Annotated in this window: 16 protein-coding genes; 4 read left to right on the plus strand and 12 right to left on the minus strand. The window is 70.3% G+C overall.

The features are described 5' to 3' along the window. Window positions 1-96: 96 nt before the first annotated feature. A complete protein-coding gene (locus tag F3J18_RS26055) occupies window positions 97-6,153 on the minus strand; it encodes an Ig-like domain-containing alpha-2-macroglobulin family protein (protein WP_240156441.1) in 6,057 nt (2,018 codons plus the stop codon). Between the two features lie 574 nt (window positions 6,154-6,727). Between F3J18_RS26055 and F3J18_RS26060 the strand changes: the two genes are divergently transcribed. Further along, window positions 6,728-7,837, plus strand: a complete 1,110-nt coding sequence (locus tag F3J18_RS26060; protein WP_025100397.1) for a porin — start codon at window positions 6,728-6,730, stop codon at window positions 7,835-7,837. A gap of 109 nt (window positions 7,838-7,946) precedes the next feature. Here F3J18_RS26060 and F3J18_RS26065 read toward each other — a convergent pair whose 3' ends face one another. The 3 genes from F3J18_RS26065 to F3J18_RS26075 form a co-directional block, all read right to left on the minus strand. Continuing rightward, window positions 7,947-9,248: a UDP-N-acetylglucosamine 1-carboxyvinyltransferase gene (locus F3J18_RS26065; protein ID WP_013690194.1), complete on the minus strand. Its 1,302-nt coding sequence runs from the start codon at window positions 9,246-9,248 to the stop codon at window positions 7,947-7,949. Between the two features lie 174 nt (window positions 9,249-9,422). Beyond that, window positions 9,423-10,748 carry an MFS transporter gene (locus F3J18_RS26070; RefSeq protein ID WP_166915000.1) on the minus strand — a complete coding sequence of 442 codons (1,326 nt, stop codon included), beginning with the start codon at window positions 10,746-10,748 and terminating at the stop codon, window positions 9,423-9,425. 161 nt (window positions 10,749-10,909) lie between these two features. Beyond that, window positions 10,910-12,091 carry a M20 aminoacylase family protein gene (locus F3J18_RS26075; RefSeq protein WP_166915002.1) on the minus strand — a complete coding sequence of 394 codons (1,182 nt, stop codon included), beginning with the start codon at window positions 12,089-12,091 and terminating at the stop codon, window positions 10,910-10,912. Between the two features lie 198 nt (window positions 12,092-12,289). On the opposite strand from F3J18_RS26075, the gene F3J18_RS26080 reads away from it, so the two are divergent. Further along, window positions 12,290-13,213 (plus strand): LysR substrate-binding domain-containing protein, encoded by a 924-nt coding sequence (locus F3J18_RS26080; protein WP_166915004.1) that lies wholly within the window; start codon window positions 12,290-12,292, stop codon window positions 13,211-13,213. A gap of 155 nt (window positions 13,214-13,368) precedes the next feature. Here F3J18_RS26080 and F3J18_RS26085 read toward each other — a convergent pair whose 3' ends face one another. The 4 genes from F3J18_RS26085 to F3J18_RS26100 form a co-directional block, all read right to left on the minus strand. Then, window positions 13,369-13,719 carry a hypothetical protein gene (locus F3J18_RS26085; protein ID WP_013690198.1) on the minus strand — a complete coding sequence of 117 codons (351 nt, stop codon included), beginning with the start codon at window positions 13,717-13,719 and terminating at the stop codon, window positions 13,369-13,371. 528 nt (window positions 13,720-14,247) lie between these two features. Further along, window positions 14,248-16,035: a chloride channel protein gene (locus F3J18_RS26090; protein ID WP_166915006.1), complete on the minus strand. Its 1,788-nt coding sequence runs from the start codon at window positions 16,033-16,035 to the stop codon at window positions 14,248-14,250. 25 nt (window positions 16,036-16,060) lie between these two features. After that, entirely contained in the window at window positions 16,061-16,474 is a 414-nt protein-coding gene (locus F3J18_RS26095) for a MarR family winged helix-turn-helix transcriptional regulator (protein ID WP_166915008.1), read from the minus strand. Between the two features lie 107 nt (window positions 16,475-16,581). Beyond that, window positions 16,582-17,760, minus strand: a complete 1,179-nt coding sequence (locus tag F3J18_RS26100; protein WP_166915010.1) for an HPP family protein — start codon at window positions 17,758-17,760, stop codon at window positions 16,582-16,584. 394 nt (window positions 17,761-18,154) lie between these two features. Here F3J18_RS26100 and F3J18_RS26105 point away from each other — a divergent pair, with 394 nt between their 5' ends. Next, on the plus strand, window positions 18,155-19,111 hold the full coding sequence (locus F3J18_RS26105) for a LysR family transcriptional regulator (protein ID WP_025100402.1): 957 nt from the start codon (window positions 18,155-18,157) through the stop codon (window positions 19,109-19,111). Between the two features lie 42 nt (window positions 19,112-19,153). On the opposite strand, the gene F3J18_RS26110 is transcribed toward F3J18_RS26105, so the two are convergent. The 3 genes from F3J18_RS26110 to F3J18_RS26120 all read right to left on the minus strand — a co-directional run bounded on the left by F3J18_RS26110 (window position 19,154) and on the right by F3J18_RS26120 (window position 20,967). After that, window positions 19,154-20,239, minus strand: a complete 1,086-nt coding sequence (locus F3J18_RS26110; RefSeq protein WP_166915012.1) for an ionic transporter y4hA — start codon at window positions 20,237-20,239, stop codon at window positions 19,154-19,156. 107 nt (window positions 20,240-20,346) lie between these two features. Next, window positions 20,347-20,670, minus strand: a complete 324-nt coding sequence (locus F3J18_RS26115; RefSeq protein ID WP_029951048.1) for a HigA family addiction module antitoxin — start codon at window positions 20,668-20,670, stop codon at window positions 20,347-20,349. Between the two features lie 18 nt (window positions 20,671-20,688). Next, on the minus strand, window positions 20,689-20,967 hold the full coding sequence (locus tag F3J18_RS26120) for a type II toxin-antitoxin system RelE/ParE family toxin (protein ID WP_025100405.1): 279 nt from the start codon (window positions 20,965-20,967) through the stop codon (window positions 20,689-20,691). Between the two features lie 242 nt (window positions 20,968-21,209). On the opposite strand from F3J18_RS26120, the gene F3J18_RS26125 reads away from it, so the two are divergent. Then, a complete protein-coding gene (locus tag F3J18_RS26125; protein ID WP_025100406.1) occupies window positions 21,210-21,878 on the plus strand; it encodes a MarC family protein in 669 nt (222 codons plus the stop codon). 120 nt (window positions 21,879-21,998) lie between these two features. On the opposite strand, the gene F3J18_RS26130 is transcribed toward F3J18_RS26125, so the two are convergent. After that, on the minus strand, window positions 21,999-22,690 hold a 692-nt coding region (locus F3J18_RS26130), incomplete at its 5' end, for a CPBP family intramembrane glutamic endopeptidase (RefSeq protein WP_166915014.1).

A 22,690-nucleotide genomic window follows, 5' to 3' on the forward strand; every position in this document is an offset into this window, starting at 1 on the left:
CGGCCAGCAGCAGGCGCAGCGCGCCCGGCGCGCGCCGGAAGCCGTGCAGGGCGAGGCGCTGGTCGAGGCGCGCGGGCCGCGCCGGCATGCCGACGCTCATGGCTGCTGGCCCGCCACCGGCTGCACCACGATCGGCGCGTTCGGCAGCATGCCGTAGGCGGACGGCGCGTAGAGCGCTTCCACGCGCGTCGGCGGCAGGCCGAAGCTGCCGACCGCGTTGAGCCGCATGGTGTACTCGATCGAGGTCTTGCCGGCCGGCAGGTAGCTGTAATAGGCGCGGTAGCCGTCGAAGTCGCGCTCGATGAAGCTCGGCCAGGCGCCATCGCGATTGTTCTCGCCCTGCGTGGCGGTTTCCGAATCGCGGCCCAGGCCCGAGCCCATGATGCTGGTGCCGGCCGGCACCGGATCGTTGATCACCACCCAGGTCATGGCCGCCTGCGCGTCAATGTCGAGATGCACGCGCACCAGGTCGCCGCGCGTGTAGGCGCCCTTCACGGCCGGCTCGAGCGGGGTGAGCGTCTTGGTGATCCGGTAGCCGGACACCACCGGGCGCTTGAGCGGCACGGCCGCGAGGCTCTGGATCATCGCCCAGGGCTTGCCGGTGCCGTCCTGGGTCAGCGACAGCGTGAGCGGCGCATGCGGCGCGGCCGGCCAGGGCAGCAGGGTCGAACGTGCCGCCGCGTTGCGCGTGGCGGCCGGCGTCGAGGCTGCCGCCGAGGGCGCGGCGGCCACCGCCGTGACCGGTGATGCGGCGCTGGCCGGCGCTGCCGCCGCCGCGCCGCCGCCCCAGGCGATGCTGCGTTCCACGTCGCCGAGGCGCAGCGTGGTGCGCCCGGTGACCGGCGTGGTCTCGTAGGTGCGCGAGAAGCGTTCGACGGCCAGCTCGCCGAGCAGGTTCGAGGTGGTGGTCTGCCAGGCGCCGTTGCGTTGCAGCGCCAGCAGCCCGGCCACGATCCTCGGCATCTCGTCCTTCCAGGCCGGGTTGCCGTTGAAGGCCAGCGCGAGCCGCGCGGCATTGCTGTCGTTGCCGCTCATCAGCCACCAGAGGTCGTCGTCGCGCGCGGTCGAGAACACCAGCTGGGTGCCCTGGTAAGCCAGCCGCGCGCGCAGCAGTTGCTCGACCTGGGCGCGTTTGTCCTCGCGCTGCGGGATGTCGGCCACGCGTGACAGGATCGCGTAGTAGTCGAGCAGGGCCGAGGTCGGCCAGCGCTCCGGGGTGATCGCGATCGAGCCGAGCATGCGCGCCTGGGCCGCGTCGTGGCGCGACAGCGCCTCCAGCGCCGCCAGCTTGCGCAGGTCGCGATCCTCGCGCGGCGCCCAACTGTCGCGCGTGATGCGGCCGTCGACGAAGCTGGCCAGCCCGGCCTCGAGCTGCGAGCGCAGCGCGTCGGGCAGGGCGAAGCGCGGGTCGAGCTTGCCGGCCTCGTCGGTCACCGACAACAGGTAGGCGGTCAGGGCGGTGCTGCCCTTCTCGCCGCTGTCGGCCGACAGCGGGAAGTAGCCGGCCAGTCCGTCGGCATCGAGATAGGACGGCATCTGCGCGATCACCGACTGCCACAGCGCCGCGTCGTGCAGGCCGAGCGCGCGCGAGGTCTGCTGCTCCAGGCAGCGATACGGATATTGCTGGAACCAGCGCGTGACGCCGGGCAGGCCGTCGGCCAGCTTCGATTGCAGGGCGATCGAGATGCCGCCGCGCGGCAGGCCGGCGCGATCGGCTGCCGCGTCGGCCGGCGCCGCGACCGGCAGCGAGAAGCTGCCGTCGACTTGCGTGAGGGTGGCCTGCTGCACCGTGACGGGCACGGCCGGCACGATCTTCTGGGTGATCTTCAGCGCATCGGCCGCGTGCGCGCCGCCCTGTTCGGCGGCCGAGATCGACCACGGCAGCGCGCCGCCGCCGTCGGCCGCGCCCACCGGGATCGCGACGCGCCAGCTCAGCTCGCGCGAGGCGCCGGCCGCCAGCTCGACGGTCTGGGCCGCCAGCGCGAGGCCCGGCGCGTTCGGCGTGACCAGCACCTTCATCGCGCGCGAGGTGGTGTTGCGCAGCGTGAAGGGCGCCACCAGCGCGTCGCCCTCGCGCGCCAGCGGCGGCAGGCCCGAGATCAGCTGCAGGTCCTGGGTGCTGCGCACGCTGGCGCGGCCGGTGCCGAAGCGATCGACGCCGACCGAGGCGATCGCCACGATGCTGAAGCGCGTCAGCGCGTCGTTGAGCTTGACGTCGACGCGCGCCTCGCCGTTCGCGTCGAGCGCGACGCGCGGGCTCCACAGCAGCAGGGTGTCGAACAGCTCGCGGGTCGGCGCGGTGCCGCCCCCGCCGCCGGCCGGCACGGCCTTGCGGCCGAAGTGACGGCGCCCGACGATCTCCATCTGCGCGGTGGCGGTTTCCACGCCGTAGCCGCGCCGTTGCAACATCGCGCCCAGCAGGTCCCAACTGTCGTTCGGCATCAGCTCGAGCAGGGCTTCGTCGACCGCCGCCACCGCCACCTCGGTGCCGGCCGGCGCGGGCTTGCCGTCGGGCAGCTTCACGGCGATCCGCACGTGGGCGGTGCCGCGCACCGGGTAGCTGCCCGCGTCGGGCGTGACGCTCACCGCGAGCTTGTGCGGCGCGGTGCCGACCTTGATCTCGGTCAGGCCGTAGCGGAAGGCCGGTTTCGACAGGTCGACCAGCGGCGTGGGCGGCACGTAGCGGCGCCCTTCGTTCCAGAAGGCGCGCGCCCATTCGACCGGCGTCTTCCAGCCCCAGGTGAAGAACGAGTACCAGGGCACCTCGCGCAGCCGGCCGCGCAGCGCCAGCACCGAGACATAGACGTTCGGCCCCCAGCTCGCGTCGACCTTCAGCTCGATGCTCGGGTCGCGTCCGTTCAACTGCACCACGTGGGTTTCCATCACGCCCGAACGCTCGACGGCGACCAGCGCGGTGGCCTGCCGGAACGGCATGCGCACCTGGAAGCGGGCGGTCTCGCCCGGCTCGTAGGACGGTTTCTCGGGAATCAGGTCGATGCGATCGGTATTGTTGCCGCCGAACCAGAGCTCGTCCTCGCGTACCACCCAGATCGAGGTGCTGCCGGTGGCGGCGCGGCCCGAGCCGTCCTTGACCTGGGCCACCAGGGTGACTTCGCCCGCTTCCTTGAGCTTGGCGTCGCAGGCCAGGCGCCCCTTGTCGTCGGTCTTGCCGCTGCACAGCGCGCCCAGGTCGCGCGTCTCGCTGCGGTTGTCGTAGGCGTAGAAGCCGCCCACCATGCGCTTGCGCGAGGAGGTGGTGACGCGCGCGTAGCCATGCACCTCGATCTCGGCGCCCGCGTGCGGCTTGCCGTCGAGGTCGACCGCCAGCGCCGTGACCGGCACCGAATCGCCCACCGCCACCCAGTGCCCGGCCTTGATGCCGGCCGCCAGCGCGGCGGGCCATAGCGTGGTGTCGCCGCGGATCGTCTGGATCTCGCCGTTCGGGTCGGCGAAGGTCGCCTCCAGCGCGAGGCGCTTGGGCGCGTCCACCTTGGGCAGCGATTTCAGCGAGACGGTGCCGCTGCCGTTGCGATCGAGCGTGACCGGCAGCTTGTCGGCCACCAGCTTCGGCGCGTCGGGGTCGGCGCTGGAGGCGGTGGTGTCGCCGCTGTCGTCCTCGTCGTCGCTGGCGCCGGCATCCGAGCCGGGCTGCTCGGCGCGCCAGGGCGTGAAGGAGAAGTCGGGATAACGGTCGCCGAAGGCCGGCGAGGTGGGGCGCAGCAGCGCCGAGACGCGCACCGGCTGGTTGGCGGCCGGCCCGCCCGACAGGTAGTCGAGCTGGACCGCCACCGCGGCCTCGCTGGCGCCCACCAGCGGGCTGGTCTTGGTATCGCGCACGTTCACGCTGCCCTTGAAGACGGGCAGGCGGAACGCCTCGACGCGGAACGAGCCGCTGCCGTAGCTGGCGCCCGAACCGCTGCTCGAGTCGTCCTGGTCGTCGTCGCCGTTGTTGGCTTCGGAATCGTCGGATTTGTCGCCGGCCCGGCCAGTGTCGAGCGTGACGGTGTATTCGCCGAGCTTGGCGCCGGGCGGCAGCGTGAAGCTCGAATCGGCCGTGTGGTCGGCTGCCCACACGAGCGGCTGCCGGTAGACGTCGCCGCTGCCTTCATGGCGGATCGTCACGCGGTTCGGGTACTGCTTGGGGAAGGCCAGGCCGTCGAGCTTCTCGACGCGCAGGTAGTGCTTCATCGAGACCGTCTCGCCGGCCCGCACCAGGGTGCGATCGAACACGGTATGCGCGATCGTGCCGGGGCGCGTGCCGTAGTCGCTCGGCACGTCGAAGCGCCAGGACTCGATGCCGCGGTTCCAGTCGTCGACCACGAAGGCCATGTCGGGCCCGCTGACGGGATCGTTGACGCGCGCCGACACGAAGGTGTTGCGATAGCTGGTCTCGTAGTCGCAGCGGCGATGCTCGGCCAGCGGCCCGTCGATCTTCAGCAGCCCTTGCGCATCGGTGCGCCCCGAGGCGAGCGGCTCGCCGTTGCAGTCGGACACGCGGATCTCGGCGTTCGGCACCGGCTTGCCCTTGTCGAGCGTGGTGACCCACACCAGGCTGTTGTCTCGGCCGCGCTTGAAGTGCACGCCGAGATTGGTGACCAGCACCGTGGTGCGCACGTACATCGAGCCGGGTTTGGCCATCAGCGAGCGGCCCAGCGCCGGCGAGGCGAGTTCCAGCACGTAGAAGCCCGGCTTGGCGATCGGCACGCCGACCACCTCGAACGGGCGCAGCGTGGCCGGGTCGGCCTTGGGCAGCACCAGCTGCTCGACGTGCTGCTGGCCGTCCAGCAAGGACAGCGAACGCACGTCGACGATCCGGTGCACGCCCACCGGCGGTTTCTCGCCGGCCGCGGGCGGCACGAACACCGGGTGCTTGGCGCGCTCGAACAGGCCCGGGCGCAGCGCGTCGATGCTGGCCACCGACATGCCGATGCCGTCCATCTGGTCGACCACGCGCATCCATTCGCGGATCGCGCTGTCGTCCTCGACGCGGATGTTCGAGAATTCGGCCTGGCCGGCGTTGAGCCCGGCGATCTTCAGGTCGGCCTCGACGTTGCGCAGCGTGACCGGCACCAGGGCCGGCGAATCGGGCTCGGCGTAGCGCTCGATGATGCCGAAGGTCGAGGAGGAGAATTTCGCCAGCGGCGGCATCGAGGCGGTGCGCGTCTTGAGCGGAAACAGGTCGGCGTTGGACAGCGGGCGGCCGCTGTCGTCGCTCAGGCCGTCGGGGAGGGTGACGCTGAGCTCGGCGCTGGCCGGCAGCGGCGCGGCGAACTCGACCGTGCGCGTGTCGCTGGATTTGTCGTCGGGCTTGAAGCTCGGCGAGATCGCGCCGTCGGGGCCCTGGAGGCGCAGCTTCTCGGCCGCGGCACGCGAGATCGGCGCGTTGAATTCGATGCGCAGCGGACGCAGCGGCGTGCAGGGCGCCTTGGCGTTCTCGCGCTCGCAACTGAAGGAAGCCGCGAAGGGCTCGCGCACGCGGAAGTCGAAGCGCTTCTCGCTGCCGTTGGCCACCCCGCCGGGGCTTTGCACGCCGGCGCCATAGACCAGCTGCACGGGCTGGCCGGGCGGCAGGGTCTGCGCGCAGCCGAGCGTCAGCACGCGCGCCGCGTCGGCCTTCCAGTGGAAATGATCGAGCAATTGCGCGCGCGTGGCGGCATTGGCGAAGGTGATCGGGATGCGGTTGCCGATCCCGGTCGCCTCGCACCAGATGTGCTCGCGCAGCGAGTCCTCGGTGGCCGGGCCGGTCAGCTTCAGCACGAAGAGCTGGCGCTCCTCGATTTCGCTGCGGCCCGGGCGGATCTCGACCGGGTAGGGGCCGCTGGTCTGGAAGGCGAAGCGGCGCGGGCCCGTCACGGCGTGGCCGGCCGAGGACTTCAGGCCGTCCTCGAGCGTCAGCGTGCAGCGCGTGCCGGCCGGCAGGGCCTGCTGGAACTGGGCCAGCCAGGTGCGATCGTCGTTCCAGACCGCGTCGAATTTCGCGGCCGCGGGGTTATCGCATTGCAGGCGCGCCGGGGCGGGCAGCGAGGGCGAGCCGAAGGCCACCATCGGCTCGTCGAACTTGAGCGTCACCTGCCGGATCTCGGGTGCCGAGCCTTGCGGCGAGACGCTGACGATCTTCGCCGCGTCGGCCGGCCAGCCGAAGCCGCCGATCATGACCGCCGCGAGCGCCGACACGGCACTCCAATACAGGATTTTTTTTGATGTGCTTTGCTTCATCGCTCGCCCGCCCTCGGAGAGATGCTTTTCGGAATGCCTGCGATTCTAACCGAGCCCTTACATCGGTCAGGCGCGATTTTGTCCTGTCCTGGCGCCTGTCCATGGCGCGCGACGGCGCCAGCCATAGCATGATTGCGTCGTCGCGGGAAGCACTGTGGCTTACAGCCGACAGACTATGCGTCGATTCCGTTTATCGAGGAGAGCGTAAGAATTCATATCCTATAAAGACATTGTCCGGCGGCTCGCAAACGCGTACATTTCCGGTCCGCGTCGATGCGCGGGGCCGGAACGGCGCCCGATGCCGGGCGCGAGGCGCCTGCCGCCCTCGCGCCGCCGGGGAATCGGCGAAACAGCCGGATCGTCGACGACTAAACAACAACAGCGCGTGCGCGAACCGTTTCGCACCACGCGCCATGCGTGGCCCGGGGCACCTTCCTTGCCGGTCGCGAACCACAAGCGAGCCGCACGGAAAGTGCCAGTCAAATCTGAGAGAGATCTACAGGCAGGGGATATGAAACTTCGAATCAAAACCATCGCGGCGCTGAGCGTGGCCGTGCCGGCCGCGGCCTTCGCGCAATCGAGCGTCACGCTCTATGGCCGTATCGACGGCGGCGTCGAGTACCTCAACCACGTCGCGAACGCGACGCGCACCGGCAGCGCGACGCGCTGGAGCGCCGAGAGCGGCGACTGGGGCACCAGCATGTTCGGCCTGAAGGGCACCGAGGACCTGGGCGGCGGCAATACCGCGATCTTCGACCTCGAGACCGCGTTCCAGGTGATGAACGGCACCACCGGCGGCGGCCGGATGTTCTCGCGCCGCGCCTACGTGGGCTTGAAGAACAACGAGTGGGGCACGCTGCAGGCCGGTCGCAACCTGTTCATCGACAGCGACGGCGTGTGGGAATTCGATCCGTTCGTGCAGCAGGCGTTCTCGTCGGCCTCGCTGGTGCGCGGCCGCAACTGGCAGCAGACCAGCAACAACATCGAGTATCACAGCCCGGTGTGGAACGGCTTCGACGTGCAGGGGCAGTACGCCTTCGGCAACCAGACCAATTTCAACACCGGCCCGGCCAACGACTTCGGTCGTTCGGACGGCATCATGCTGTCGTATCACTCGGCGCTGTTCGACGTGCGCGGCATCTATGACGAGCTGCGCAACAACAACGGCAAGATGGACAACATCTTCACCGCCTCGCGCGAATACTTCGTCGGCACCAACATCTACGTACAGAAGTTCAAGATCCAGGCCGCCTACACGCACTACCAGGCACCGGACACGCCGCAGGGCCTGGCCGACCGCGCCGACCACGTCTGGCTGGGCGCGACCTACACGGCCACGCCGGCCTGGGCGGTAACGGGCGGCGGCTACTACGTGCGGGTCGGCAGCGGCAACGGCGATGCGACGCACGACGCGTCGGGCCACGCGATCATGTACGTGCTCGGCACCACCTACAACCTGTCCAAGCGCACCTTCCTGTACGGCACGGTGGCCTACATGCGCAACAGCGGCAACTCGAACTTCTCGCTGATCGCCTCCTCGCGCGACGCCACCAACGGCACCAACCCGCTGACGGGCGAATCGCAGACCGGCGCCTACGTCGGTATCATGCACAACTTCTAGGCGGCGCAACGGCCGGCTCGGTTCGAGCCGGTTCGCTCGGCGCGAATGCAAATCAGCCCGGCATGGTGTCGACCATGCCGGGCTGATTGTTTTTGGGCGCGGCGCTGCTTCAGTCGCCGGCGGTCCACTCCACGTTGGCGCCGACCGAACGCAGGTTCTCGACGAAGTGCGGATGCGCGCGGCGGATCGGCTGGGCGTTGAGGATCTCGGAGCGGCCCTCGATGCTGGCGGCCACCATCAGCAGCGCGATCGCCACGCGGATGATGTAGGGGCTCTCGACGCGGGCCGGCGACAGCGGCAGGCCGCCGAAGGTGATCAGGCGATGCGGGTCGGACTGGAACACGTGCGCGCCGAACTTCGAGAGCTCGCCGGTCCAGCCCATCGCGCCGTCATAGACCTTGTTCCAGAACATCACGCTGCCCTCGGCCTTCACGCCGAGCGCGATGAAGATCGGCAGCAGGTCGACCGGCAGGTAGGGCCAGGGCGCCGCCTCGATCTTGGTCAGGATGTTCTGCGTGAAGGGCTTGCGCACGCGCATCACGCCGTCGCGCACCGCGCGCGACCAGCCGTTCTCGTGCGTGACCTGCACGCCGAGCTTGGCGAAGGTGCGGTCGATCAGCGGGAACATTTCGGGGCCGCTGTTGCGCACCGCGATGTCGCCGCCGGTGATCGCGCCGAGCGCGAGGAAGGTGGCGATCTCGTGGAAATCCTCGGCGAAGCGGTGCTCGCCGCCGCCCAGTTTGCCGCCGCCCTGGACCCGGATATGCGAGGTGCCGATCCCCTCGATCGGCACGCCGAGCATCGTCAGGAAGCGGCAGAACTCCTGCACGTGCGGCTCGGATGCGGCATTCACGAGCGTCGAGACGCCGCCGGCGGCGGTCGCGCACAGCACGAAGTTCTCGGTGGTGGTGACCGAGGCGTAGTCGAGCCAGTGGTCGTTGGCCTGGAGCGGGCCGGCCACGCGCAGGATCAGCGAGTCGGAGGTCTGCTCCAGCGTCGCGCCGAAGCGCTCGAACACTTCCACGTGCGGGTCGATCTCGCGCACGCCGAGCGTGCAGCCGGTCACGTCGCTCTCGAGCCGCGCCACGCCGAAACGGGCCAGCAGCGGCGGCACCAGCATGATCGAGGAACGCATCTCCTCGGGCAGGCGGTGCACGGCCGGGTCGAACTGGGTGGCGCGGTGATGCAGGTCGAGCACGCCGGTGGCGTAGTCCATCGAGACATCGCTGCCGAGCGTGCGGAAGATGTCGAGGATCTTGCGCACGTCGGTGATGTCGGGCACGCCGATCAGCTTCAGCGGCTGGTCGGTCAGCAGGGTCGAGCAGAGGATCGGGAGGACGGCGTTCTTGTTGGCGGACGGCGTGATTTCCCCGCGAAGCGGGGTGCCGCCGTGGACTAGCAGATTCGACATGGTTCGGCGCGTTTGGAATGAGAGATGGCGCAAGGTTCGTATCATGCCATCGTTTCGACGCCGGGGCGCGCGCAATCGCTGCCCGGCGGCCCCGGGCGCGGCGCGGGCCGGCCCTTGGTTCCGACCCCTTGTGGAAGGCGCCGAGCGGCTGGATCGGCGCTTCGCGGCGACGCCTCAATCGAGCCGCTTGCCGGCGCGCTCCTCGATGCTCGCGAGCGCGGCGAAGCTGAGCGTGCCGCAGGCGATCGCGTACCAGGCCGGCGCGGTCGGGTCGCCGGTGGCGGCGATCAGCCAGGTCACGATGAACTGCGCGAAGCCGCCGAAGATCGCCACGCCGAGGCTGTAGACCAGGGCCCCGCCGGTGGCGCGTACCGCGCGCGGAAACAGCTCGCCGAGCATCGGCGCGGTGGCGCCGCAATAGAGCGCATGCACGACGCTCAGCACGGCGATGGCGCCGAGCAGCGAGGCGGCGCCGGGCCAGCGGTTCAGCGCGACGAAGGCCGGGTAGATCGCCAGCGTCAGCACCAGGCGCGACCAGCCCGCCACCGGCTTGCGGCCGATGCGATCGGCCAGCGCGCCGCCCAGCGGCGAGACCAGCATCAGCGCGATGCCGGCCACGCAGCCGGCCAGCATGGCGATCCAGGCCGGCAGGTGCAGCGTGCGCACGCCGTAGATCGCCATGTAGAAGACGATGATGTAGTGCGTGGCGGTGCCGCCGATGGTCAGGCCCAGGCCCGCGAACAGCGCGCGGCGATGGCGGCGCAGCACCGCCGCAAGCGGCAGCGGCGCGGGGGCATCGCCGGTGCCGCTGCCACTGACGCTGGCGGCGGGTCGATGCGCCTCGTCGATGCCGCGCCGCAGCCAATAGCCGAGCGGCACGAACAGGGTGCCGATCACGAAGGGCACGCGCCAGCCCCAGCTGTCCAGTTGCGGCGCGCTCAGCGTCGCGTTCAGCACCGCGCCGGTCAGCGCGCCGGCCAGCGCCGCCAGCCCCTGGCTGGAGAACTGGAACGAGGCATAGAAGCCGCGCCGGTGCGGCGGCGCCTGTTCGATCAGCAGCGTGGTGGAGGCGCCCACCTCGCCGCCCGAGGCGAAGCCCTGCAGCAGCCGCGCGAGCACCAGGATCACCGGCGCGGCCAGGCCCGCCTGCGCGTAGGTGGGCGCCGCCGCGATCATCGCGGTGCCCAGCGCCATCAGCAGCAAGGTCAGGATCATCGCGCTGCGGCGGCCCGCCCGATCGGCGTAGATGCCGATCACGACGCCGCCCAGCGGGCGCGTCACGAAACCCACGCCGAAGCTGGCCACCGCCAGCATCAACTCGCCGAAGGCCGAGCCGACCGGGAAGAACAGCCGGCCGATCAGCAGCGCGAAATAGCTGTAGACGGTGAAATCGTAGAACTCGAGCGCATTGCCGACGGCGGCCGCCGCGATCAGGCGGCGGGCCTGGCGGCGCGAGGCGCGGGCGGCGGGCAGGGCGACTTCGACGGCGGGCGATTCCATCGGCACCTCGGAGCGGGAACGGAAGCGGGGGAAGGAACGGAGAAGCAGCGGAGCAGCAGTGGAGAAGCCGCGGAGCAGGCGCGCAAGGCAAACGGCTCGCGGCGCTCGGCCTGTCATCCCGCGGCGAAGCGGGAGCAGGCGGCGCCGCGCGCCTTGCTCGCTCAGTCGACCAGCCAGCCCTCGGCGACGCGCACCCAGTAGCTCGCGCCGATCGGCAGGATCGCGTCGTTGAAGTCGTAGCCGGGGTTGTGGACCATGCAGCCGCCATGGCTGCCGGTGCCGTTGCCGAGCAGCGCATAACAGCCGGGGCGCTGCTCCAGCATGTAGGCGAAATCCTCGCTGCCCATCAGCGGGGCCGTGTCCATCTCGACGCGCGCCTCGCCGAGCATCGCGCGCGCGATGCTCGCCGCGAATTCGGTCGGCGCCTCGTGGTTGACGAGCACGGGGTAGCCGTGGTCGTAGTCGATCTCGACGCCGAGCCCGTAGGCGGCCGCGTGGCCGCGCACCAGCTCGCCGATCCGCGTTTCGAGCTGCGCGCGCACGCCGGCGTCGAGCGCGCGCACCGAGAGTTTCATCACCACTGTCTCGGGAATGATGTTGAAGGTCTCGCCGGCCTGCACGCTGCCGACCGTGATCACGGCCGCCTGCTGCGCGTCGATCTCGCGCGCGACGATGGTCTGCAGGGCCAGCATCAGGCTGCCGGCCGCCGACATCGGGTCGCGCGCCATGTGCGGCATCGCGCCGTGGCCGCCCACGCCCTTCAGGCGGATCGTGACGCGATCGCAGGAAGCCATCGCGGGGCCGCTGCGGAACGCCATCTCGCCGACCGCGCGGCCCGGCATGTTGTGGAGCGCGAAGATGGCGTCGCAGGGAAAGCGCTCGAACAGGCCGTCGTCCATCATCGCCTTGCCGCCGCCGAAATTTTCCTCGGCGGGCTGGAAGATCAGGTTCAGGGTGCCCGAGAAACGCCGCGTGGCGGCCAGGTGGCGCGCCGCGCAGAGCAGCATCGCCGTGTGCCCGTCGTGACCGCAGGCGTGCATCTGGCCGGCGTGGCGGCTCGCGTAGGGCAGGCCGGTGGCTTCGTGGATCGGCAGCGCGTCCATGTCGGCGCGCAAGCCCAGCGTGCGCCGGCCGTCGCCGGCCCGCAGCACGCCGACCAGCCCGGTGCGGCCGATTCCGCGATGCACCTCGTAGCCCCATTGGGCGAGCAGCCCGGCCACCAGTTCGCCGGTGCCGGTTTCCTCGAAGGCGAGCTCGGGATGGGCATGGATGCGGCGGCGGATCTCGACGAACTCGGGGGCGAGGTCGGCGATGCCGGCGAGGACGGGCTCGGTGGCGGTCATGGAAACTCCGTGGGTGAGCGCCTGGAAGCCGCCCGGCGGCGGGCTCGGATCAGGCGAAATATCGAACGATCGCGCTCAAGCATAGGGATTTCCGACGCTCACCATAAGCTGATAAATTGCGTCGATGACAACCCGTGGTTGCCTCGGGAAAACCCTCGATACACGCGCCGGCCCAACCGCCGGACTCGCTTCCCCGCCATGAAATATCACCAGCTCAAGGCCTTCCTCTCGGTGGCCGACGAAGGCAGCATCCGCGCCGCAGCGCGCAGCCAGAACCTGTCGCCGGCCGCGCTGACCAAATCGCTGAAGGAACTGGAGCAGGCGCTGGGCGTCTCGCTGGTGCTGCGCACCGCGCGCGGCGTGCAGTTGACCGACTTCGGCCAGCGCCTGCTGGTGCGCGCGCGGCTGATCGTGGCCGAGATGCAGCGCGCCCGCGAGGACATCGAGCAGGCGCTCGGCGCGAGCCATGGCTCGGTGGCGGCCGCGATCACGCCGGCGGTGGCGCTGTCCCTGCTGCCCGATGCCTACCGGGCGTTCCGGCGCCGCTTCCCGCTCACGCGCGTGAGCCTGCAGGAAGGCTTCCCGGGCGTGGCGCTGCCCAGGCTGCACGACGGCACGCTCGATTTCGCGGTGGCGGTGGTGGTGCCCGAGCTGCTGGCCGCCGAGTTCGACCACGACACCCTCTACACCAGCCGCCTGGCGATCGCCACGCGCCGCGGCCATCCGCTGGCGGGCGCCACCTCGCTGGCCGAGCTCGTCGAGGCCGAGTGGCTGCTCAATCCCTCCCCGGAAAGCTCCTCGCAGATGCTATTCGACTGCTTCAGCGCGAACCGCCTGCCGGTGCCGGCGCGGATCGTCGAATGCCCGAGCTTCGGTGTCGCGCAGACCTTGATGGCCGGCACCGACCTGGTGGCCGCGCTGCCCGTGCAACTGCTCGATGCGCCGCTGGCGCGCGAGCGTTTCGTCGAGGTGGCGGTGCGCGAGACGATCCCGGCGCTGTCGATCCAGGTGGTGCGGCGGCGCGATACGCCGCTCACGCCGGCCGCCGCGATGCTGATCGACTGCCTGCGCGATGCGGCGCGCCGTGCCGGGCTGGCCCCGCCGCCTGCGCCGGTGCCGTGAAAATCATCGGAATCCTTACGAATGCGAGGTGCGGGCACGCGCGATGCTAGGTGCCGAAAACAATGCCGAAAACAAAAAACCTCGCCGAAGCGAGGTTTTCGAGTGCCGGGCGCGGGCGACCCGGAAGACCCGGCGCCCGGCGAAGCCGATGCGGCTTACAGGCAGGTGCTGAGATCCGCGGCGGCCGGATTCGCGGCATCGCCCACCGAGCGGAAGCCCACCCAGGTCGCGGCGCCCGAGACGCGGGCCGGACGCACCATCGCGGCGGCGCCGTTCGGCGGCTGCTGGCCCGGCACGTAGACGTCCATCGCCATGTCGTTGGCGAGCACGTCCTGCGAGATCACTTGCTGCTGGGACTTGTCGGCCCAGGTCTTGGCGATGCAGGCGGCCACCTGGTTCGCGGGCTTCTGGCTCTGACCGACGTTCTGGATGGTCCATTGCGGTTGCTGTTGCGCAAAGGCGGAAGCGGCGACGGTCAGGGCGATGAGCGGCAGCAGTTTCTTCATGTTCTCTCCTTGTTCGGTCGTTGGGACATGCCGGGCATCTTGTACGTCGATGTCGGCAGGGACTACGAAAGTGTCAGATCGCCAGTTTCCCATCATGTTCCGGTCGATTGCGCAACAGTTTGTTAAGTTGCTTGCCGAAACGTGACGAGACGTTTCCAGGTGTTTCGGAAAACGGGGCTGCCCTGGTCGCTGGTCTTGCGAAGTGGCATGGAGGGCCGGTCGGGATGCTGCGTGGAACCGGCGGTGACGATCGGCTCGGCAGCGGCTGCGCCGGCGCGATCGATCGAGGGAAGCGAGGTGGCCGTCAGCCTACGCCGCGGTTCTGGGATCGCTGGCGTAGTGTCGGTGCTGAACGGTGGCCCCGTCGCGTTTGACTGCATGATCGCAAAAAAACGCGGGGAGGATTGTTAAGCACATTTAAATCCATCACGTCGATTGTGACGATTCGTGCTCGGGGCCGGACGGGATTTTCGCGTGGCGCGTCGCGTGCCCGGCCAGGCCGCTCGCGGGCCGTTCCATCGCGCCCGTTCATCGCGCCCGTGCGGCGCGGCGCGCGGGGCGCATCGGGCGCATCGCGTGGAAGCGCTCGCGCTTGTGCTCCTCGTCGAAATGGCGCAGGGCCGGCTTGACCAGGTCGCTGCGCGAGACGATGCCGAGCAGGCGCCGCGAAACCGGATCGTCGAGCACCGGCAGCCGCTCGAGCCCGTGCACGGCCAGCCGCGTGGCCACCAGCCGGCAGGTTTCGTTCGGCTGCGCGCAGGCGCCGGGCGAGACGCCGCGCAGCGCGGCCTCGAGCGTGGCTTGCCCGCCATGGGCGGCGTCCAGCGCGTCGAGCCGCGCGCGGTCGAGCATGGCCAGCAGCACGCCGTCGCGCAGCACCGGATAGGCGCGATGGCGCTGGTCGGCGCCGAACTGGGCCAGGCGCGTCGCGGCGATCGTTGCGTGCGCATCGATCGCGAGGGCATCGCGCGTCATCACGTCGGCCACGTCGTGGCGTTCGAGCGGATCGACGCCGTATTCGCGGTAGATGTGATAACCGCGTCGCGCGATCTTCTCGGTCATGATCGAGCGCCGCATCACCAGCGCGGAGAAACCGTGCGCCACCAGGGTGGCGGCCAGGAGCGGCAGCAGCGCGTTGGCGTCGTGGGTGAGGCCGAAGGCGAACACCACGGCCGTCAGCGGCGCGCCGAGCGTGGCGCCCAAGGTGGCGGCCATGCACACCAGCGGCCACAGCGCCGGATCGGTGCCGGGCAGCGTCGCGCCGAGCAGGGTGCCGAGCCCGGCGCCGAGCATCAGCAGCGGCGCCAGCACGCCGCCCGAGGTGCCCGAGCCGAGCGCGACCACCCAGATCACCGCCTTCACGGCCAGGATCGCGACCACCACCTGCAAGGCCAGGTGGCCGTGCAGCAGGTCGCCGATCACGTCGTAGCCGACGCCCAGCGCGCGCGGCTCCAGCCAGCCTCCGATGCCGACCACGACGCCGCCCAGCGCGGGCCACCACATCCAGTGCAGCGGCAGCTTGCCGAACGCGTCCTCGGTACGATAGAGCGCGGCCGACAGGCCGCTGGCCAGCGCGCCGGACAACAGGCCCGCCAGCAGGCAGACGCCGAGCGCCGAGGGGGACGGCACGGCGGTGACGAGCGGGAACAGCGGTTCGCCGCCGAAGCAGAGCGCGCGCGCGAAGCCGGCCACGGCGCAGGCCAGCGCCACCGGCAGGAAGCTGCGCGGGCGCCATTCGAACAGCAGCAGCTCGACGGCCAGCAGCACGGCCGCCACCGGCGTGCCGAACACGGCGGTCATGCCGGCCGCGGCGCCGGCCACCAGCAGCGTCTTGCGCTCGGCCGCGGTGAGCTTGAAGCATTGCGCGATCAGCGAGCCGAGCGCGCCGCCCGTCATGATGATCGGGCCTTCGGCGCCGAACGGCCCGCCGCTGCCGATCACGATCCCCGAGGACAGCGGCTTGAGCACGGCCACCTTCGGCGACATGCGGCTCTTGCCGAACAGGATCGCCTCGATCGCCTCGGGGATGCCGTGCCCGCGGATCTTCTCCGAGCCGAAGCGCGCGATCAGGCCGACCACCAGGCCGCCCGCCACCGGCACCGCGATCACCCAGGCGCCGAGCGTGTTGCCGGCCGGCGAGCGGTCGGCGAAGGACCAGTGGCCGAAGAAGAACAGGTTGGTGAACAGGTGGATCAGGTTCAGCAGCACCACGGCCGCGAGCGTGCTGGTCACGCCGATCACGGCCGCGAGCAGGGCGATGCGGGGCAGGCGGACATTCGGCGCGAAATCGCGCTTGTGCGGGGCGGCGAGGTGCATGGCGGGCAGGAGAAGAAGGGGGGAGTCAGTAGTCGATCCGCGGCACCTGGAAGGCGCCGCGCAGGGATTTCAGCTCGGCGCGGTGCAGCGCGGCCAGCCGTGTCAACACCGCTTCGCCGGCTTCGAGCAGATGGACCTCGACCTGGCGGCGGTCGCTCGCGCTGCTGCGCCGCTCGACCAGGCCGGCGGCCTCGCAACGCGACACCAGCGCGACCACGCCGTGATGCTGGGCCTGCAGCCGCTCGGCCAGCTCGCCGATGGTCGCCCAGGCGCGCGCCGGGAAGCCCTTGATGTGGAGCAGCAGCAGGTATTGCAGCGGCGTCACGCCTTCGCTTTGCGCGGCGCGCTCGGAGAAGCGCTCGAAGCGGCGCATCTGGTAGCGGAATTCGGACAACTGCTCGAAGTCGCGCTTGTGCAGGCCGTGGTTCGGATCGGTCATCGAAGCTCTGGCCATTAAAGAATCAGCGAATATATCACGACATGATATATGTGGCCGAAATCCGGGCTGGAAACGGCGAAACACGATATGAAGGATCGGCTTGCCGCTCAGGCGGCCTGCAGGACCTGGGTGCGCCGGTACAGCGCCGAGATCAGGTCGGCCTGCGTGACCAGCCCGACCAGGCGCGCCGCGGCGTCGACCACCACGATCACCGGCTCGCCGGCCTCGGCGAACAGCGGCACCAGGTCGGTGACCGGCTCGGTCGAGAGGATGCTCGGCACGCCGGTGAGGATCGCCTGCTGGATGGTCGGGTCGCATTTCGCGTCGAGGATGGCCGGATCGCGCCGGGATGCCGGGCTCGCGGCCGCGGCGAGCGGGGCCAGCCGCGCGCGGGTGACGATGCCGAGCACCCGGCGCGTGGCGTCGACCACCGGCAGCGTCTCGGTGCCGTGTCGCTCGAACATGGCGAGCGCGCTCGACACGCGGGTTTCCGGGCCGAGGCTCGCCGCCGGCCGGGCCACCAGGTCGGCGCAGCTCATGGCGCCGAAGGTGCGCGCGTAGGCGTGCAGCTCGGTTTCGCGCAGCAGCGCGTCGAGATCGTCGGTGGAGACGTCGAGCCATTCGGTGCGACGCTTCAGGACCGCCTCCAGGTCCTCCCGCGAGAAGCCGCGCGCCGACGGCCGCTGGGCATCACGCGGGGCTGCCGCGCGATGCGGATAACGATGGCCGGTGAGGGCGTGATAGACCAGCGCGGCGGCCAGCAGCGCGGCCGATTGCACGGCGATCGGCTCGAGCACGAAGCCGAAGCCGAGCGCATGCACCGAGGGGCCGCCGACCACTGCCGTCAGGGCCACCGCGCCCGAGGGCGGATGCACGCAGCGCAAGGCCAGCATCGCGCCGATCGCGAGGGCGATCGCCAGCGAGGCGGCCAGCACCGGATCCGCGATCCAGCGCGCGCAGGCCACGCCGACCGTCGCCGCCACCAGGTTGCCGCCCATCAGCGACCACGGCTGCGCCAGCGGGCTGGCCGGCACCGCGAACAGCAGCACGGCCGAGGCGCCCATCGGCGCGACCAGCAGCGGCACCGCCTCGGGGATACCGGGCAGCAGGCGCATGCTGATGCCCACGCAGGCGATCCCGACCAGCGCCCCGAGGCAGGAGCGCAGCCGCTCGCGCGCGCTGAGCGTGACCGGCGAGGGCGCGAAACCCAGCAACCAGGCGCGCAGGCGGGCGGCGAACGACGGGGACGATGAGGGCGGCGATGGCGGCAGGGAAGCGGGCGGCATGAGTCAGGCGAAGGGCGGCGATCGGTAGCCGCGAATTATATCGCAACATGATATTTATCATGGTGCGCGCCGGGCGATCATGGTGCGAATGTGTGCCGATTCGGGGCATCGAGCGGCCATGGCGGTGCGTATCGTGACGATGGCCGGCGCATCCGTCACGATCCTGTCGCCTGGCTGAACAAAATGAAATCGTGATGCGCCCATGCACGATTTCACCTGCTCAGGCGTACAATTCGCGCCAACTTCGATTGTTTCAGATCAAATTCCACAAACATGCCGCCCGCGATCCCGATCCCCAGCCTGCTTCACCGGCCGAGGTCGAGCCATCGCCGGGCGTGCCGCACGGCCCGGGCCGTCGCGGCTTTGCTCGATCCCTCGTTTCCCTGATCCCCCCATGGACATGCTCGAAAACATGCGGCTGTTCGTGCGCGTCGTCGAGGCCGGCAGCTTCACCGCCGTCGCCAAGGAAATCGCCGCCACCACAGCGCAGGTATCCCGCGCCGTCTCGAACCTCGAGGCGCACGTTCAGACGCGCCTGCTGCATCGGACCACGCGCCATCTCGGCCTGACCGAAAGCGGGCAGCGCTATTTCGAACGCTCGAAATCGATCCTCGCCGAGATCGACCACGCCAATGCCGAGGCGCGCAACGCGCTGCTCAAGCCGAGCGGCAGGATGCGCATCCACGCGATGACGGGGTTGGGGCAGAGCCACGTGGTGCCGGCGGTGGTCCGCTACCAGGACGACAATCCCGAGGTATCGGTGGACCTGACGCTCGCGCAGCGCATGCCGAACCTGGTCGAGGAAGGCTACGACGTGTCGATCGTGACCGCCGCGCAACTGCCGGATTCGGGATACGTGGCGCAGACCTGCGGGGAGAGCTGCAGCGTGCTGGTGGCTTCGCGCGATTACCTGGCGCGCCACGGCACGCCGAAGACGCCCGACGACCTGCTCAAGCACGTGTGCCTGCGGCTCGACACGCCGTCCTCGCCGGGCGGCGAGTGGCGGCTGGAGCGCAACGACGGTGAGGAGCAGCATTTCGACCTGCCGCCCTCGCCGTTCCAGGTGAACGTGCCGGATGCGCTGGCGGTGGCGCTGCGTTCGGGGCGGGGGATCGGCTCGATCGCGCTGTACACGGCGATCGACGACCTGCGCTCGGGGCGCCTGGTGCGCGTGCTGCCGAACTACCGGCTGCACACCATCCACGTATATGCTGTCTACGCCTCGCGTCGCTACCTCGACGCCAAGACGCGGACCTTCCTCGACCACCTGCGCACTACCCTGACGCCGGCGCTCGCCCACGACCTGGTCGAGCTGGAGCGCCTGGCCAGCCCCGTCGCGACGGGCGCCTGAGGAACTCGGCGGCGCGGGAAGGTCGCGCCGCCGCTTGCGGGTTCAGTGCGTGATCGACAGGAACAGATAGGCCGCGAACAGCCACAGGTGGACCACGCCCTGCAGTACCGTGGTGCGGCCGGTGCCGAGCGTGAGCGTGCTGACCAGCAGCGTGAGCGCGAGCAGGGCGGTTTCCATCGGGCCGACGCCGAGCGTCAGCGGCTGGCCGGTCCAGACGAACACGGCGGCCACGGTGGGGATGGTCAGGCCGATGCTGGCGAGCGCGGAGCCCAGTGCCAGGTTGAGGCTGGTCTGCAGCCGGTTCGCGCCGGCCGCGCCGACCGCGGCCAGCCCTTCGGGCAGCAGCACCAGCGCGGCGATCACGATGCCGACCGTGGCCTCGGGCGCGCCCAGTTGCGCCACGCCGCGCTCGACCGCCGGCGACAGCAGCTTGGCCAGCAGCACCACGGCCACCAGGCTGATGAACAGGAAGCCCACGCTGGTCAGGGCGGTCCTGACGCTCGGCGGCACCGCGTGGACCGATTCGTCGGCCGTGTCGGGCACCAGGAAATAGTCGCGGTGGCGCACCGTCTGCACGAACACGAACATGCCGTAGAGCACCAGCGAGGAGACGCCCGCGAAGGCGAGCTGGGAAGTGGAGAACTGCGGGCCGGGCGCCGCGCTCAGGTAGTTCGGCATCACCAGCGAGAGCACCGACAGCGAGGCCAGCACGGCCAGCGCCTTGTTGGCGCCGCGCCCCTGGAAATCCTGCTCGCCGTGCTTCCAGCCGCCGACCAGCAGGCACAGGCCGACGATCCCGTTGCAGACGATCATCACCGCCGCGAACACCGTGTCGCGCGCGAGGCCGGCCTTCTCGGGGCCGGAGGACAGCATCACCGAGACGATCAGCGCGACCTCGATGATGGTCACGGCCACCGCCAGCACCAGGGTGCCGAACGGCTCGCCGACGCGGTGCGCGACCACCTCGGCATGGTGGACGGCCGCGAACACCGAGCCGGCCAGCGCCACCGCGATCAGCGCGATCGCGAAACTCTCGCCGGGAATGAAGCGCGACAGGCCGAGGATCAGCCACGCGGCAATAGGCGCCCAGAGGGTCCAGCGAGGCAGGGCATTCGAGGAGTGCGGCATCGGGGATCCTTGGGTCGGGGTGGAGGCGGGGGAAATTCTAACAGGCGCGGGCCGGTGTTCCGGCCCCGCGATACCCGGATGCGACCAATGGAGCGGCCGGCGCCGGCTCAGGCCGCCGCGCCGTTGGGGCGCGCATCGACCTTGCGGTCGATCTCGTCGCGGTTCGGCAGGGTCTTGATGTCGTAGTCGGCCTGCAGGGCCAGCCAGAACTCCGGCGTGGTGCCGAAGTAGCGCGACAGGCGGTAGGCCGTGTCGGCGGTGATGCCGCGCCGCTCGTTGACGATCTCGTGCATGCGGGTGGCCGGCACCATCAGCGCCAGCGACAGCGCGTTGACGCTGAGCGCGAGCGGCACCAGGAACTCCTCGCGCAGGATTTCGCCGGGGTGGATGGCGGGCATCGCGTTGACGGGCTTCACACTCTTGGCATTCATGCGGACCTCGCGGCTGAATCAGTGGTAATCGACGATCTCGACGAGCTCGGGCCCCCGGCTGCTCCAGACGAAACAGAGGCGCCAGCGCTCGTTGATCCGGATGCTGTATTGCCCCGCGCGATCGCCGAACAGGCCTTCGAGCTGGTTGCCGGGCGGCACGGCCAGGTCGCGCAGCGCCTGGGCCGCATCGAGCATGGCCAGCTTGCGCTGGGCCACGCGTGCCACGGCACGCCAGGCCGGCGGCGATTCGCCGGCGAACAGCGCGGCGGTGCGCTTGCATCGGAATGACTGGATCATAATGGAGTGGGTATAACGTGTAAAGTAATACGCGACCCAATCCGCGCAGATGTGCGGATTTGCCCGCGAGCCCCCTCGACTGTGAACCCCGCGCTCGCCGCGGCCCATTCGTCCAAATGGCCAGCGCGGGCGCGCGGCGCTGCACTACAATGGCGCCGGCCCGCGATTCGGCCGCCTTCGAGAGCGGCCCCGAGGCTCGATCCGCATCCCGCTTTCGCACGATCCCTTGATCCTTCCGACCGATGATCATTGACCGCCTGATTTCCGAGATCCTGTTCGGCTTTACCGGCCTGATGGGCATCATCAACCCCTTCGGCATCGCCTTCCTGTTCCTCGAGCGCACCGATTCGCTCACCGAGCGGCAGCGCGCCGTGCTCGCGCGCAAGGTGGCGATCAACGCCTTCATCGTGCTGCTGGTGGCCTTCTTCCTCGGCACGCCGGTGCTGCATTTCTTCGGGATCTCGATGGAGGCGCTGCGCATCGGCGGCGGTTTCGCGGTGGCCGTGTCGGGCTGGCAGATGCTGAACGCGCCCGACGTGCCGGGCGGCGACGCGGCCGTCAAGCCGATCGACCCGCGCAACGTGATGGCGCGCGCCTTCTTCCCGCTGACGATTCCGCTCACGGTCGGCCCCGGCTCGATCGCCACCGCGATCGCGCTGAACGCCAATCGCACCCACAAGCTCTCGGAATTCCTGCTCTCGAGCATCGTCTCGGTGGCCGTGTCGGCGCTGGTCGCGCTGGTGATCTGGCAGACCTACAGCCGCGCCGAGGTGCTGGCCCGCTATCTCGGCACCGAGGGCACCAAGGTCGCGCAGCGCGTGTCGGCCTTCCTGCTGTTGTGCGTCGGCGTGCAGATCATGCTGACCGGCTTCTCGGCCTTCCTGCAGCCGCTGGCCGACCAGATCAAGTAAGCCTGCCTGGAAGGACGGCGCGCTCGCGGTCGGGTGGACGCGCGGCGCGCGCCGGGGCTCGGAATCGAGCCGTGGAGGATGACGGCGCCGCGCCGCGCGGGCGGGCGCCGGGTTGATGCGTCAGGCGCCGGTGGCGGCGCGCAGCGGGTAGGTGAACAGCGCGAAATGGATCAGGTCGAAGCCCGCGTGGGCGAGCCAGGCCGCGCGCAGGCCGCCGAAGCGGTAGGCCAGGCCGTAGCCGATGCCGGCCAGTGCCGCGAAGCCGATCAGCGCGATGCCGCCCGAGGCGTGGGTGGCCGCGAACAGCAGCGAGGCGACCAGCACCGCCAGCCATTGCCCGCCGCCCACGCGCGCCAGCGCGATTTCCAGGCCGCGCTGCACCCAGCCGCGGTAGAAAGCCTCCTCGGCCAGCGCCACGATCAACAGGTTGTTGACCAGCCAGAGCCAGCCGAACGCCGGCCATTTCGGCGCGAAACCCACCGCGCCGGCCGTCAGCGCGACCGCCAGGCAGACCAGCGCGGTGCCCGCGGCCGCGGCCGCGCCGATCGGCACCGCCTTGCTCCAGCGCGCGGCGCGCACTGCCGAGGGCAGCACCCACAGCAGCCAGAGCCCGACCAGCGCCTTGTCGGCGTTCAGGTACATGGTGAACGGCACCGCGTCCGGCGTGACGCGCAGCGCGTGGATCACGCGCAGGTTGTGGAAGCCGGGCAGCCAGTGTTGCGACAGGGCGTAGCCCAGCACCGTGAACAGCACGCCGCCGGCGATGCGCAGCGGCCAGGCGCGCGTGCAGGCGATCGCCCAGGCGGCGAGCG

Origin of the sequence: Burkholderia sp. Ax-1720 (assembly GCF_011753035.1) — a bacterium.
Taxonomy (GTDB): domain Bacteria; phylum Pseudomonadota; class Gammaproteobacteria; order Burkholderiales; family Burkholderiaceae; genus Burkholderia; species Burkholderia gladioli.

Excerpts from the sequence above, each read along its gene's own strand:
- F3J18_RS26055 (WP_240156441.1), bottom strand. The coding sequence starts at position 6,153 with ATGATCGGCGGCTTCGGCTGGCCGGCCGACGCGGCGAAGATCGTCAGC.
- F3J18_RS26060 (WP_025100397.1), top strand. The coding sequence starts at position 6,728 with ATGAAACTTCGAATCAAAACCATCGCGGCGCTGAGCGTGGCCGTGCCG.
- F3J18_RS26065 (WP_013690194.1), bottom strand. The coding sequence starts at position 9,248 with ATGTCGAATCTGCTAGTCCACGGCGGCACCCCGCTTCGCGGGGAAATC.
- F3J18_RS26070 (WP_166915000.1), bottom strand. The coding sequence starts at position 10,748 with ATGGAATCGCCCGCCGTCGAAGTCGCCCTGCCCGCCGCCCGCGCCTCG.
- F3J18_RS26075 (WP_166915002.1), bottom strand. The coding sequence starts at position 12,091 with ATGACCGCCACCGAGCCCGTCCTCGCCGGCATCGCCGACCTCGCCCCC.
- F3J18_RS26080 (WP_166915004.1), top strand. The coding sequence starts at position 12,290 with ATGAAATATCACCAGCTCAAGGCCTTCCTCTCGGTGGCCGACGAAGGC.
- F3J18_RS26085 (WP_013690198.1), bottom strand. The coding sequence starts at position 13,719 with ATGAAGAAACTGCTGCCGCTCATCGCCCTGACCGTCGCCGCTTCCGCC.
- F3J18_RS26090 (WP_166915006.1), bottom strand. The coding sequence starts at position 16,035 with ATGCACCTCGCCGCCCCGCACAAGCGCGATTTCGCGCCGAATGTCCGC.
- F3J18_RS26095 (WP_166915008.1), bottom strand. The coding sequence starts at position 16,474 with ATGACCGATCCGAACCACGGCCTGCACAAGCGCGACTTCGAGCAGTTG.
- F3J18_RS26100 (WP_166915010.1), bottom strand. The coding sequence starts at position 17,760 with ATGCCGCCCGCTTCCCTGCCGCCATCGCCGCCCTCATCGTCCCCGTCG.
- F3J18_RS26105 (WP_025100402.1), top strand. The coding sequence starts at position 18,155 with ATGGACATGCTCGAAAACATGCGGCTGTTCGTGCGCGTCGTCGAGGCC.
- F3J18_RS26110 (WP_166915012.1), bottom strand. The coding sequence starts at position 20,239 with ATGCCGCACTCCTCGAATGCCCTGCCTCGCTGGACCCTCTGGGCGCCT.
- F3J18_RS26115 (WP_029951048.1), bottom strand. The coding sequence starts at position 20,670 with ATGAATGCCAAGAGTGTGAAGCCCGTCAACGCGATGCCCGCCATCCAC.
- F3J18_RS26120 (WP_025100405.1), bottom strand. The coding sequence starts at position 20,967 with ATGATCCAGTCATTCCGATGCAAGCGCACCGCCGCGCTGTTCGCCGGC.
- F3J18_RS26125 (WP_025100406.1), top strand. The coding sequence starts at position 21,210 with ATGATCATTGACCGCCTGATTTCCGAGATCCTGTTCGGCTTTACCGGC.